Origin of the sequence: Phyllobacterium phragmitis (genome assembly GCF_002980495.1) — a bacterium.
Lineage (GTDB): Bacteria > Pseudomonadota > Alphaproteobacteria > Rhizobiales > Rhizobiaceae > Paramesorhizobium > Paramesorhizobium phragmitis.
In genome coordinates this window covers 1-13,236 of sequence record NZ_PVBR01000008.1, presented here as the reverse complement: position 1 = coordinate 13,236, position 13,236 = coordinate 1, and the positions used below count along the sequence as shown (strand labels likewise).

At 60.5% G+C, this 13,236-nt stretch carries 13 protein-coding genes, 1 tRNA gene and 1 riboswitch; of the genes, 4 read left to right on the top strand and 10 right to left on the bottom strand.

Going from position 1 to position 13,236, the window contains the following annotated elements:
• Positions 1-158 precede the first annotated feature (158 nt).
• Entirely contained in the window at positions 159-1,088 is a 930-nt protein-coding gene (locus tag C5748_RS12325; RefSeq protein WP_105742244.1) for a hydrogen peroxide-inducible genes activator, read from the top strand.
• Between the two features lie 349 nt (positions 1,089-1,437).
• Here the strand turns inward: C5748_RS12325 and C5748_RS12315 are convergent, their stop codons facing one another.
• Both C5748_RS12315 and guaB read right to left on the bottom strand, forming a co-directional pair.
• Positions 1,438-1,854: an MAPEG family protein gene (locus tag C5748_RS12315; protein WP_105742243.1), complete on the bottom strand. Its 417-nt coding sequence runs from the start codon at positions 1,852-1,854 to the stop codon at positions 1,438-1,440.
• 302 nt (positions 1,855-2,156) lie between these two features.
• Entirely contained in the window at positions 2,157-3,650 is a 1,494-nt protein-coding gene (guaB, locus tag C5748_RS12310) for an IMP dehydrogenase (RefSeq protein ID WP_105742242.1), read from the bottom strand.
• Between the two features lie 190 nt (positions 3,651-3,840).
• Here guaB and C5748_RS12305 point away from each other — a divergent pair, with 190 nt between their 5' ends.
• Positions 3,841-5,220, top strand: a complete 1,380-nt coding sequence (locus C5748_RS12305) for a chloride channel protein (RefSeq protein WP_199194783.1) — start codon at positions 3,841-3,843, stop codon at positions 5,218-5,220.
• A gap of 395 nt (positions 5,221-5,615) precedes the next feature.
• Here the strand turns inward: C5748_RS12305 and C5748_RS12300 are convergent, their stop codons facing one another.
• On the bottom strand, positions 5,616-6,599 hold the full coding sequence (locus tag C5748_RS12300) for an MBL fold metallo-hydrolase (protein ID WP_105742240.1): 984 nt from the start codon (positions 6,597-6,599) through the stop codon (positions 5,616-5,618).
• Positions 6,600-6,790: 191 nt separating this feature from the next.
• Between C5748_RS12300 and C5748_RS12295 the strand changes: the two genes are divergently transcribed.
• A complete protein-coding gene (locus C5748_RS12295; RefSeq protein WP_105742239.1) occupies positions 6,791-8,212 on the top strand; it encodes a DHA2 family efflux MFS transporter permease subunit in 1,422 nt (473 codons plus the stop codon).
• Between the two features lie 9 nt (positions 8,213-8,221).
• On the opposite strand, the gene C5748_RS12290 is transcribed toward C5748_RS12295, so the two are convergent.
• From C5748_RS12290 to crcB (C5748_RS12270), 5 genes are all read right to left on the bottom strand, one after another.
• Positions 8,222-8,926, bottom strand: a complete 705-nt coding sequence (locus C5748_RS12290; protein ID WP_105742238.1) for an RlmE family RNA methyltransferase — start codon at positions 8,924-8,926, stop codon at positions 8,222-8,224.
• A complete protein-coding gene (locus tag C5748_RS12285; protein WP_105742237.1) occupies positions 8,923-10,437 on the bottom strand; it encodes a Ppx/GppA phosphatase family protein in 1,515 nt (504 codons plus the stop codon). The genes C5748_RS12290 and C5748_RS12285 overlap by 4 nt, the downstream gene beginning before the upstream one ends.
• A gap of 194 nt (positions 10,438-10,631) precedes the next feature.
• Positions 10,632-10,979 (bottom strand): DUF190 domain-containing protein, encoded by a 348-nt coding sequence (locus tag C5748_RS12280; RefSeq protein ID WP_105742236.1) that lies wholly within the window; start codon positions 10,977-10,979, stop codon positions 10,632-10,634.
• 14 nt (positions 10,980-10,993) lie between these two features.
• Complete coding sequence (gene crcB / locus C5748_RS12275) at positions 10,994-11,431, bottom strand: fluoride efflux transporter CrcB (protein WP_105742235.1); 438 nt, start codon at positions 11,429-11,431, stop codon at positions 10,994-10,996.
• On the bottom strand, positions 11,407-11,808 hold the full coding sequence (gene crcB / locus C5748_RS12270) for a fluoride efflux transporter CrcB (protein WP_105742448.1): 402 nt from the start codon (positions 11,806-11,808) through the stop codon (positions 11,407-11,409). The genes crcB (C5748_RS12275) and crcB (C5748_RS12270) overlap by 25 nt, the downstream gene beginning before the upstream one ends.
• Positions 11,809-11,953: 145 nt before the next feature.
• Positions 11,954-12,033: riboswitch (Fluoride riboswitch) on the bottom strand.
• A gap of 287 nt (positions 12,034-12,320) precedes the next feature.
• On the opposite strand from crcB (C5748_RS12270), the gene C5748_RS12265 reads away from it, so the two are divergent.
• Positions 12,321-12,394: transfer RNA gene (locus C5748_RS12265), tRNA-Gln, on the top strand.
• A gap of 32 nt (positions 12,395-12,426) precedes the next feature.
• Here C5748_RS12265 and C5748_RS12260 read toward each other — a convergent pair.
• The gene (locus C5748_RS12260) at positions 12,427-12,825 is read right to left on the bottom strand and encodes a hypothetical protein (protein ID WP_105742234.1); all 399 of its coding nucleotides are present in this window, start codon (positions 12,823-12,825) and stop codon (positions 12,427-12,429) included.
• A gap of 117 nt (positions 12,826-12,942) precedes the next feature.
• Positions 12,943-13,236, bottom strand: a 294-nt coding sequence (locus tag C5748_RS28715) for a hypothetical protein (protein WP_210204473.1), incomplete at its 5' end; no start/stop codon positions are given.

The following is a 13,236-nucleotide window of genomic DNA, read 5'->3' as shown; positions in this document are numbered from 1 at the left end:
ATAATCCCTCCATCTATTCTGGTTCTGGCTATTCTAATTCTGGCATTGGTGAAGACGTGGCGGTTATAATGGCCACGGCACTGTGCCGACAGTATAGAACTATTCTAATCATAATTTCCAATTGCATTTCTCATCATTCTTGATAGGGTTTTCCTATCATGTTCACCGTTCGGCAAATGCGCTATTTCGATGCGCTGGCAACCATGCTGCACTTCCGCAAGGCAGCGGAAATGGCGCATGTCTCACAGCCAGCGCTCTCCGCCCAGATCGCCGAGATGGAGGAGATCGTCGGCGTCCAGCTTTTCGAGCGGACGCGGAGATCGGTGGTCTTGAGCGAGATGGGGCAGCGGCTTTTGCCGCGTATCCGCAACATATTGGGCGAAATCCGCTCGCTCGAGGAAATCGCCGCACAAAAGCGCGGCGTCCTGCAGGCCCGCATCAGGCTCGGCATCATTCCGACCATCGCCCCCTATCTGGTACCGGAGCTGATCCCGAAATTGCGCCAGCGGTACCCGTCGCTGAAGATGGAACTGAAGGAAGCGGTCACATCGAAGCTGGTCGAGGATCTGCGCATCGGCGAACTTGACGCCATCGTGGCGGCCTTGCCGATAGAAGACGACATGCTGACAGTCGAACCGGTGTTCCGCGACCGGTTTTTGATCGCCACGTCGGCAAACGACAATGACGTCCTCTCCTCGCCCATGACGCAGGACAATGTCGCGGTGGAACGCCTGCTGCTTCTGGAAGAAGGCCATTGCCTGCGGGACCAGGCGCTGGCGGTCTGCTCGGCCCCCAAGCAGCGGCAATTGGTCAATTACGGCGCGACCAGCATGGCGACGCTGTTGCAGATGGTCAGCCACGGCATGGGGCTGACCTTGATCCCCGAGATCGCGGTACGCGCGGAAGCCAGCCATATGCGGATGCGCATCGTTCCCTTTGCGGGCGCCGAACCTCAGCGCGAGATCGGCCTCATCTGGCGCAGGCAGAGCGAGCGGCAGGACGATTTTCGCACGCTTGCGCGGTGTATTGCGGAGAGCGCGGAGACATTGCGCCTCAGCGCGGCGGAACTATCTGCGTTGAGAAAATGAGCTTCGTCCTCGTGGTTGGAGGCTTCGCTTCGCTCGCACCTCACCATGAGGGCGAAGGGTCCCCCGCTTTAATTGAAAGCATCGGCGCAGTGATACCCCCCTCTGGCCTGCCGGCCATCTCCCCCACAAGGGTGGAGATTGGGCTATGATTTCCGCTTTCGCTAATCGCCAACGCACCAGGTGATATGCCGTCATCTATGTCAGCCAATCTCCACCCTTGTGGGGGAGATGGCCGGCAGGCCAGAGGGGGGTGTGACAAAGCACAACCTCGCCATCCGACCGGATTAATCCGCTGCTTCGGCAATAGAATGGCTCAAGGCCAAACGATTCCATCAAGACAGGAACCGCTCTAAGCCCGCAGCAGCCACACCGCCAGCCAGACCCACATCAGCGCGTTGATGACAAATCCAACGATGAACAGCGGGCGGCGGAGCCTGAGATCGTTCGAGGTGATGTGCACGGCGGCGTGCAGGATGCGGCTGACGACGAAGGCCCAGGCCAGGAGGACGGCGACGAGCGTGGCGCCGTTCAGCACATAAAGCGAGAGGCAGACGACATAAAAGAGCACCGGCAATTCGAACTGGTTCGTCAGATTGCGGATCACGGTGGCGCTGGGTGCGGGTTCCGTGAACGGCAGCTTATAGTCGCCCGCCCGCGCCGCGCCACTCTTGACGGCCTGCAAGCGGCGGACGGAACCGATCAGGTAGATAACAAAGATCAGTCCCGTCTGGGCAATCATCGGCCAGAAAATCGCTGTCTGCGACATGTGTTGTTCCCCCTTTTCCCCAAAACTATTATTGCCCCTCACCCCGCGAGTGGCAAGGCAATCGCATATGGCGCAATTTACGCTCCACTTCCTTCTCCCCTTGTGGGAGAAGGTGGCCGCGAAGCGGTCGGATGAGGGGTGGCGCGCAAGCCGCCTCGATGGCGGTGCGGCGAGCAATGAGCGCGGCATCTACCCCTCATCCGACCTCGCTTCGCGAGCCCACCTTCTCCCACAAGGGGAGAAGGGAAGAGGTGGCACCGTCGCGCCACTCCATAGCGAAAAGCCCTGCAACCACGCTCTAATCACATATTGCCGGGATAATTGGGGCTTTCGCGGGTGATCGACACATCATGGGTGTGGCTTTCGCGCAGACCCGCATTGGAGATGCGTACGAAGGTGGCCTTTTCGCGGAATTCCTCGAGGTTCTTCGCACCGACATAGCCCATCGATGCCCTGAGACCGCCTGCGAGCTGGTGCAGCACGCCGGAAACCGGGCCCTTGAAGGCGACCTGTCCTTCGATGCCTTCGGGAACGAGCTTCAGCTCGTCGCGGACCTCCGCCTGGAAATAACGGTCGGCCGAGCCGCGCGCCATCGCGCCGACCGAGCCCATGCCGCGATAGGCCTTGAACGAGCGGCCCTGATGCAAATAGACCTCGCCGGGGCTTTCCTCGGTTCCGGCCAGCAGCGAGCCGGCCATGGCGGCGGAAGCGCCCGCCGCAAGCGCCTTGGCGAAATCGCCCGAGAATTTGATGCCGCCATCGGCGATCACGGGAATGTCCGCCTTATGCGCGGCTTCCATCGCCGACATGATGGCCGACAATTGCGGAACGCCGACGCCCGCGACAATGCGCGTCGTGCAGATCGAACCGGGGCCGATGCCGACCTTGACGGCGTCTGCGCCGGCATCGATCAATGCCTGGGTGCCTGCCGCCGTCGCTACATTGCCGGCCATGATGCGCACCGAATTCGACATCTTCTTGACGCGGGTCACCGCATCGAGCACGCGCTGGGAATGGCCATGCGCGGTATCGATGACCAGAACGTCGACGCCGGCATCGATCAGCCGCTCGGCGCGCTCATAGCCGTCATCGCCGACGCTGGAAGCCGCAGCCACGCGCAGCCGTCCTTGAGAATCCTTTGCCGCATTCGGGTTGAGCTGTGATTTCTCGATGTCCTTGACGGTGATGAGGCCGACGCAGCGCCCCTCATCGTCGATGACCAGAAGCTTCTCGATGCGGTGTTGATGCAAAAGGCGCTTGGCTTCGCCCTGTTCGACATTTTCGCGAACCGTGATCAGGCTATCGCGGGTCATCAGTTCGTGAATTTTCTGGTTGGGATCGGAGGCGAAACGCACGTCGCGGTTGGTCAGAATGCCGACAAGACGGCCGGGACCAGCGGCGTTGCCCTCGACGACGGGAATGCCGGAAATGCGATGCGCCCGCATCAGCGCCTGCGCCTCGGCCAATGTCGCGTTGGGGCCGATGGTCACCGGATTGACGACCATGCCGGACTCGAATTTCTTGACCTGACGCACTTCCTCGGCCTGCAACTGCGGCGAGAGGTTGCGATGGATGACGCCGATGCCGCCGGCCTGCGCCATGGCGATGGCCAGCCGCGATTCGGTCACCGTGTCCATAGCGGCGGAGAGCAGCGGCAGGTTCAGTTCGATGTCGGCAGCGATCCTGGTGCGGATATCGGCCTGGCCGGGCATGACTTCCGAGTGGCCCGGCTGAAGCAGCACATCATCGAAGGTGAGCGCCAGAAGCCCGGTGGGCGATTCAATGATCTTTGCCATAGCCAATTCCTCTAAATGAAGAAAACGCCGCTCCCTGGTCGGGGCGACGACTCTTTTATGCTTCGCTTGAATTGGCACGGGCTGGTAACACGGTTATGTCGAAATGGGAAGAGACGAAAACGCGATATGCTGTTTTCATTCCATTCATCCATCCATGTTACACCTGTTGCAGGAATAGGGGGAATCGATCGTGCATCCCGCATATAAGCGCGTTCGCGTGCTCAGACGTTCTCATGCGATGTGGATGTCGCCTCGACTTTGGAAACCGCGCCTCGTCTTCTGGGCGGGGGCTATCGCCATCGGCGTCATCAGCGTCGTTTTTGCCGAACTGGCGGATATCGCCCAAAAGCTTTTCCGCGATGTGACCACCGGTGGCACATGGCAGGCATGGCTGCCGGTCCTGATCACGCCGCTCGGTTTCACCTTCTGTGCCTGGATCGCCTATACGGTCTTCCCCAATTCCCAGGGCAGCGGCATTCCACAAGCCATCGCCGCGCGCCACCTGACCCATGACGAGGACCGGATCGGTCTTCTGTCGCTCAAGCTGGCCGCCGGCAAGGTCGTCTTGACCATCATAGGCTTGTTCTCCGGCGCGTCGATCGGGCGCGAGGGACCGACCGTGCAGGTCGGCGCGGCCATCATGCTGCAATCGGCGCGGTTCGGCGGCATGGAGCAGGCGCGCGGGCTGATCCTCGCCGGATCGGCGGCAGGCATTGCGGCGGCGTTCAATACGCCGCTTGCCGGCATCGTCTTCGCCATCGAGGAAATGGGCCGGGCCTATGCCGCCCGCACCAACGGCCTCGTGCTCTCCGCCGTCATCCTGGCCGGCCTCGCCTCGCTCGGGCTTGTCGGCAACTATACGTATTTCGGCAGGACTGCGGTCACTGCTTCCGCTTCCGCCGACTGGGCGTTGATCCTCGTCTGCGGTGTTGGCGGCGGGGCGTTAGGCGCAATCTTCAGCGCGATCACGTTGAAGGCATCACGCCGGATCAAGCGCCTGATCCAGCCCCAGCCGTTGCGCGGTACGCTGCTACTCGCCGCCGGCTGCGGCCTCGCGGTAGCGCTGATCGGCATTGTTTCGGGCGGACAGACCTTCGGCACCGGATATGACCAGGCACGGAGCGCCGTCGAAGGCACCTCCCTGCCGCCGCTGTTCTTCCTGGAGAAATTCCTGGCAGGCCTGCTTTCGACGATTTCGGGCATTCCGGGCGGCATTTTTGCGCCGTCGCTGGCGGTTGGCGCCGGGCTCGGCAGTTCGCTGGGCCTCATCTTCGGCGCCAGCGCCAGCCTCGCCGCCGTCCTCGGCATGGCGGGCTATTTCGCAGGCGTCGTGCAGGCGCCGATGACCGCTTTCGTCATCATCCTCGAGATGACCGGCAACCATGACAATGTCATTCCGCTGATGTGCGCCTCGGTACTCGGCTACGGCACCGCGCGGCTGATCTCGCACGAACCGCTCTATCACGGCCTTTCGCGCGCCTATATTGCCGATGCGCTGCGCCTCAGGCGCGCGCGGGAAAGGACGGAAAGCGAGCCGGGTGGTGTCAAGCCGCCGCCCGCGGGGAAATGACTCCGGCGCTGCTCCAACCTGCCCGTTAGCTTATTAGCCAACCGTGTCCCACGCGATTCCCACCAAAATGGCGACAAATCTAAAGCGGTTCCTGTTTTGATGGAATCGGCTAGCCTTATCATTCTGCACCGTTGGAAATGCGGTGATGACGAGGCAGGATTCCTGTGACAAGCACGGAATGACGGCAGTTTGGCTGTTGGCGGTCAATTGCAGACGTTTCCGTCCGTAGAACGGTTGTCATAGGAACGAAATCATCACCACCTCCGTCATTCCTGTGCTCGTCACAGGAATCCATGCCTCGCCGATGCCGCTGTTGCTACGGTTGGAATAGGGTGTTGCCACCGTCAAGATTGAGGAACGCCTGAACGCATCGTTTCCGTCTGAAAGCCAACCGCCTAAAGCTCCATCTGGTAGGTCACCGGCACGAAGCGATAGCCCGTGTCGAGCTTCTCGACATAGCCGACAGCGGGAAACGGCATGTGGTAGCCGATGAAGGGCAGCCGATCGGCGGCGATCATGTCGAACACCCGCTTGCGGGTTTCGCCTCCCTGCTTCTTGTCGACATCGAACGCGACGTTCCATTCCGGCCGCTGCAATGAGGCGACGTAGTGGTTCGCGGTATCCGCCGTCAGGAGCAACTGCTTGCCGCCCGATTCCAGACGGAAGATCAAATGACCCGGCGTGTGCCCGAAGGCGGCTTCGCTGGTGATCCCGGAGACAACCGCGTCGCCCGGCTTGATGAAGCTGGTCTTCTCCGCCAGCGGCTTGACCTTGGCATCGACCATTTTGGCGTTGTTTTCCGCAGGCGTGCCCGCCCGGTCACCGCTCGTCCAGAAATCATATTCGATCTGGCCTGCGATATAACGGGCGTTCGGGAAAGCCGGCGCATCGTCTTCCATCAATCCGCCGATGTGGTCGCCATGCATATGGGTCAAGATCACGATGCCGACCTGATCGGGCGAATAGCCCGCGGCCTGCATGGTGGCGGCAAGCTGGCCCTGACCATTCGCACGCCCGCCTTCGCCGAAGCCCGTGTCGAACAAGATGAGCTCCGAGCCGGTGTTGACCAGGGTCGGCGTGAAGCCGTTGACGAACTTGGTCTCGGGCAGAAAATTCTGCCGCATCAGTTCCGCCATGGCCTCCTGCGTCTGGTCCATGCCGAAAGTCGGGTAAGGCCCATCCCCGGCGCGAAGACCATCGAGAATGGTCGTCACTTCGAAATCGCCCAGCTTGAAGCGGTTGAAGCGTGGCGGCCTGGCATCCGAAAAGGGCGCGGCGGCTTCGGCGGCGCGGATCATGATCTGCGGCGAAGCCAGGCCGCCGGCGAGGACGGCGGATGCCTGAAACAGGGTGCGACGGGAGATCGTGACGGGCGGCATGATATGCTCCTCCTCTTTTGAAGTATTCCTTAATCATGAACGACGGATGCAGGATGGCAATAGAAAGCAGATACGTTAAGAAGGAAATCACCTGATTGTGAGATGATCTTTGCCGGAGTTGCCGCAATAAGCGCGCGGCGTGATCTGCAATACTTTTGATACTTCCGTCTTTCAGGGAATGGATTTCAGCCTTGAACCGCATCATCCCCCTCGTCCTGGCCGTCGCGCTCTTCATGGAGCAGATGGATTCGAGCGTCATCTCCACTTCGCTCCCGGCGATCGCGGCCGATATCGGCACAAGCCCCATCGCGCTGAAACTGGCGCTGACCGCCTACCTCGTCTCACTTGCGGTGTTCATTCCGGTGAGCGGCTGGATGGCGGACCGCTTCGGCGCGAAGAACGTCTTCCGCACGGCCATCGCCATTTTCATCATCGGCTCGGTGGCCTGCGCGGCGTCGAATTCGCTGTTCGCCTTCGTGATATCGCGCTTCCTGCAGGGCATGGGCGGGGCGATGATGACGCCGGTCGGGCGCTTGGTCCTGGTGCGCTCGACGCCGCGTCACGAGCTCGTTTCGGCCATGGCGTGGCTGTCCATTCCAGCACTTGTCGGCCCGCTGGTCGGGCCGCCCGTTGGCGGCTTCATCACGACCTATTTCAGCTGGCACTGGATCTTTCTCATCAACGTGCCGATCGGCCTCATCGGCATCTGGTTCGCCACACGCTATCTGCCGGATAATGGCGAACGCTCGCTGCGCCCGCTCGACTGGCCGGGTTTCATCCTTTCCGGCGTCGGCATGTCGGCCGTCGTCTTCGGGCTCTCGGTGGTAAGCCTGCCCTATCTGCCGCCGATCATCGGATTTGCGTTGGTCGGCATGGGCATCGTTTCAGGCATTTTTTACATGCGCCACGCGCGTCGGACGTCCAATCCGCTTCTCGATTTGGCATTGTTCCAAAATCAGGTGTTCCGGGCCGCCGTCATCGGCGGCAGCATATTCCGGCTGGGGATCGGCGCCATTCCGTTCCTGCTGCCGCTGATGTTCCAGATCGGCTTCGGCCTCAACCCTTTCCAGTCCGGGATGATGACCTTCGTCTCCGCGATCGGCGCCATAGGCATGAAGTTCGGCGCCAACCGGATTTTCACCCGCTTCGGCTTCCGGCGCACGCTGATGTTCGGCTCGCTGATCTCTGCTGGGTTCATCGCCATCAACGGCTCGTTCACGCTGGCAACGCCCTATGCACTCATTCTTTCGCTGCTTTTGATCAGCGGTTTCCTGCGTTCGCTTTTCTTTACCGGCGTCAATGCGCTGGCCTATGCCGAAATCCCTGATGCCCAGACCAGTCAGGCCACGCCGATCGTCGCCGTGGCGCAGCAGGTCTCCATCGCGCTCGGCGTGGCGCTCGCAGGCGGCATCCTCGAAGTCAGCACGGCGATCCATGGCGGAGCGTTGCGGCTCGCCGATTTCCATACAGGCTTCTTCATCGTGGCGGCGGTGTCGGCGCTGGCATTCTTCATCTTTGCCCGGCTTGCACCGGATGCAGGCCGGGAATTGTCGCAAAAGCGGATCGAAAAAGAACCGGCACCAAGCGATGCGCCATCGATCGCGGTGAAATAAGGTGAAGAGTTAGCCCTTGAAATCCCGCGCCAGCAGATAGAGCTCGACCGATTCCGCACGCGATGCCGGTGGCTTCACATGGTGGATGGATTTGAAATTCTGCTTGAGAAGCGTCAGCAGTTCGTTTTCCGTGCCGCCCTGGAAAGTCTTGGTCAGGAAATGGCCGCCGGGCTTCAGGACGGAAACGGCGAAATCGGCGGCGACCTCGCAGAGATGAGCGGTGCGCAGATGATCGGTGCGGCGGTGCCCGGTGGTCGGCGCGGCCATGTCCGAAAGCACGATATCGGGCCTGCCGCCGAGAGCCTCGATCAGCTTGTCCGGCGCTTGCTCATCGAGAAAATCCATCTTGAGCAGGATCACGCCGGGCAGCGGTTCGACATCGAGATAATCGATGCCGACGACATGGGGATCATCATTGGTCGAGCCGACGATCCCGGCCGCGATCTGGCTCCAGCCTCCGGGCGCGGCGCCGAGATCGATGATCCTCTGTCCCTTCTTCAATATCTTGTAGCGGTCGTCGATCTCGATCAGCTTGAAGGCGGCGCGCGAGCGGTAGCCTTCCTGCTTGGATTTCTGCACGTAGGGGTCGTTCAGATGGCGCTCCAGCCAGCGGCGCGACGATTCCTTGATCGTACCTGCCTTCTTCTTGACGCGCGTGTGCAGGCCGCGCGTGCCCACGCCGCCCCTGCCGCCGGTTGTCGTTGGTTTTTTCATGATATGCGCCTGCCGTTTGCGCGCGGATGGCGACGGTCGCGCCAGGCGCCGTCCCGCGACATGAGTTCTGTGAGAATGCCCTCGCGCAGGCCCCGGTCTGCAACGCGCAGCTTCTGGCTCGGCCAGACATTGCGGATGGCATCGAGGATGGCGCAGCCCGCCAGCACCAGATCGGCCCTGTCGGCGCCGATGCAGGGATTGGCGACGCGGGCGTCGAAATCCCAGGACAGGAGTCGGCTGGTCATGCTGGTCACGTCGTCCTTGTCCATCCACATGCCGTCGATGCGCTTGCGGTCATAACGCTCCAGCCCCAGATGAATACCGGCAAGGGTCGTCACCGTGCCCGACGTGCCAATGAGGTGGAAACGCGGGCTTTTGGTGAGTTCGCCAAGCTTGTGCCGATCGGTGAAGGATTCGATCAATTCCGAGACATGGCCGACCATTGTGGCGAAGCTTTCGCGTGTCACCTCGCGTCCGCCGAAGCGCTCGGCAAGCGTGACCACGCCGACGGGCAGCGACGTCCAGGCGATAATATGTTCCGCAAGGCGCGGCGAGCGGCGTCGCGAGACATCGATCAGCGCAATCTCGGACGAGCCGCCGCCGATATCGAACAGCACGATGGCATCCGTGCCATGATCGACCAGCGTGCCACAGCCGGAGACGGCAAGGCGTGCTTCGGTCTGGCGGTCGACGATTTCGAGATCGAGCCCTGTCTCATCGCGCACCCGCGCCAGAAATTCCGCACCATTATCGGCCGAGCGGCAGGCCTCCGTGGCGATCAGCCGCGACCTGCGGACCGTCTTGGAGGCAAGCTTGTCACGGCAGATCTTCAGCGCCTCGACGGCGCGGTTCATGGCGTTGTCGCCCAGCCTGCCCGTCGCCCCCAGCCCCTCGCCAAGCCTGACGATGCGTGAAAAGGCATCGACGACGCGGAACTGGCCGGGCCGCGTCGGCGAGGCGACGAGAAGCCGGCAATTGTTGGTGCCCAGATCAAGCGCGGCATAAAGCGGCGGCGCATCGGTGCGCGCGGAAAACGGCCGTGGGCGCGGCTGCTCCTGCTGCGGTCTCGGCGTTGCGCCCTGTACCGCCTGCTTCTCGGCGGCTGGGCTGGATGCGGTCTGCGACCGGGCCTGCTTGTTGCGCTTTGAACGGCGGCGGCGATTGGACAGTTTCGATGCCGGCTTGGTATTGGAGGGCGTTGCAGGGGCTGCGGGCTGCGCATCGGCATGCGGCAGCACGATGGCGATCGCCTCCGCCTGCAAAGCTCCCCCCTGCGAAGCCTTGTCGCGCAGCTTCGCCTTGCCGCGCCTGCGGCGGCGCGCACGTTTCTTCTGATTGGTATCGAGGCGTCCCGAATCGGAAGCCTGTTGCGGCTCCGCTGATGCGGTTTTGGGCTGGCGGTTCTCCCGCCTGCCGTTTTCGGTGGAATTGCGGGCGTCATTATGAGCCCAATTTCCGCCGGACGCCCCGTCATGCGACGCAGTTCCTGCGTCCTCTTCCGGGTTTTTCAAAGTCTTGTCCTCAACGCGCCGCGCGAACCTCTGAAGGACGCAAGCAGGCGCTGTCACTCTTCACGTTGCCTTCAATGTAACAGCGCTTTGTCAAATAACCAAGGGCTTCGGCAGGATCGGCCGCAGCGGAAGGAGAGAACAATCCGTGAGGAGGAATTGCGGGAATGGCAATGAGGAACGGTTTCGCGGTTCCATCAACCGCTATCATCCCCGTTCCCGTAGCGGATAACCCGCACCTTCTCGGTCGTGATCAGGCAGCTATTCGTCATCTTCATGATCTCAGGGATCAATTTTTCGATCTTCTCGGGAGCATCGACGATCTCCACCACGATCGGAAGGTCCTGCGAAAGGCGCAATATCTTGGCCGTATGCAAAACGCTCGAGTGTCCAAATCCCATCGGACCGCGCAGGACGGTCGCCCCGGCCATCTGCATCTCCCGGGCTTTCGTGACGATCGCCTCATAAAGCGCCATGCCGTCGGAGGTTTCGTCGCTTTCTCCGAAAAATATCCGCAGTAGCGTGGATTCCTTAGGAAGTTGCATGTCCGTCCTCCCGATTATCTGTTGATCTGTATGGCAAATGCGTATCCGACCCAGGCGGCAGCGAGCGAAAAGAAGATGACGCCCGCGAGATAGAGAGCAGCCTGAAGCAGGTCACCCCGAAGCATCAGCATGAAGGCATCGAGGCTCATGGCGGAAAATGTGGTGAAGCCGCCGCAGATGCCGCCCATGACGAATTGCCGTCCCACCGGTCCGACCATCCAACGGCCGTCGGGGCCGGTGATCGCGGCAAAGAACATGATGATAAACGATCCGACGATATTCACGAAGGCCGTTGCCCACAGCGCGCTCTGGTCGAGCCCGGCGATGATGAAAAAACCTGACAGGAACCGTAACAGCGCGCCGATGGCCGCGCCACATCCGACCGCCAGATACAGTCTCCATGTTTCCAATTTGCGCAGGCGTCCCCTCACCGTCCCGGCTCCAGCATCCATGCGACCACCGCGAAGCCGACGCCAACCGCAATGACACCGAGAACGGCGGAGGCGGCAATATTGAACAGCGCCTGCCTTTGCTGTCCGCCCAGGGCCAGATTGAGGCTCTGCAGGGCAAAGGACGAGACGGTCGTATAGCCGCCGAGCAGGCCGACCATCAGAAAATCGCGAAACAACGCGCCGGAAAAGAAGCCATCGGACGATTGCGCCAGTCCGGCGACGGCACCGATCAGCAAGGCCCCTGTCACATTGACGACGAAGGTTCCCCAAGGGAAGGTCTCACCCACCCTTCTGCCGATGAGGCCGGATAGAAAGAAGCGCGCGATCCCGCCGATAAATCCGCCTGACAACACAAGGGCACATGCTTCAAGAGACATGGCGGCACCTTGGGGGATATCCTGTGGAAGCATCCAAATCTCGGTCCCGCGAACTCATCTGCGGAGCGGCGGACATTTTCAACGGAGAGATTTGCAACCAAAAGAAATCCGGCTTGGACATGACCCTACGCTTTCGCTCGACGGCAAACGAGTAGGAATCATCAGCTTCATCAGGGAAGCGGTTCGACCATTTCCGGTCCGGCAGAATCCATTACCGCATTGATTACAAGACAATCGCGTACAATAGCGACTGGATTCCTGTCAATATCATTCTGGATCATTCCGGCATTGCGGCACGTTTCGATATTTCGCGCTATTGGGTGTTTTTCCGGCCAACGGCTCCCGAAATCGGCCGATCAATATTCTTCTCCTTAGATGTTTCAGGGGCTTGATTGAAACGGCAAATATGCTAGAAGGCGGCACTCAACGGGAACGTGGTTCGTCAAACCGCGCCAGGAAAAGCATCATGTGCTTTTATCCCGTGGATGCAAAGCGTTGAAACGACGGCGTTTTGGGGAATAGGTTAACGGTAGACCCACGGACTCTGACTCCGTTAGTCCTGGTTCGAATCCAGGTTCCCCAGCCAATCACTTTTGGAAACAAAATCAACGCCTTAAATCAAACATAACCGGGCAAATTTGCACCTTTCATGTTGCAACTCATTATCGCTTGCAGATAGAGAAGCGATTGCTCCGAAAGACTGTCGGCGGTGGCAAGGCCATATTTCGCCGCAGCCGCTACAAGATCATAGGCAATCTCCATCGCCACGCCGGAAACGACCTTGGCCATGCCGGTCGGATCGGAGATCAGCGCTGCGAACTCTTCGCCTTGCGAGGCGACGCCTTTCGCAATGCCACGGCTGAAACTGTCGAGGTTGCCCGAGGCACCGACTGTCTGGCTATAGAGAGCCAGGGTTAGTGCGTCGAAGCAGCCTTCGCGGTCATGGATGGTAATCGGCTTGCCGGAGAGAGCGTCGTAAGCGTACAGTCCGCGGCATGAGCCGTGGGGACAATCCATTCCCATAGATCGAAACCGGCATCGCCGCGCTGCTCGCCGCAATTATGCCTGTTATTCCTCCGACAATCGCTCCCGCCCAAAGACGAACTGCATCGATAAGTCTCGTAGACTGTAAAGTCATTTTATGTCGTCAGCCTCAACCGTAGCGAGCGCGTATTCACCTCTACTTTCAAGGAACGCCTCTATTTCATAGGCTTCTGGATCGTTAGGATCTCCGAATACCAGAACTACAGAAACAACTGTCCCAACTGGTAACACCACGATCCTGTGCTCGCCTACCACTTTAGGGTCCGGACCCAATAACGGTCTTTTCAAATCAGTCTGACGATGATTCACTTGCTCCAATATGGAGCGATGAGATGACTGCTTTCTTTTGGTTTTCCGATGAACAATGGTCCCGGATCGAGCCGC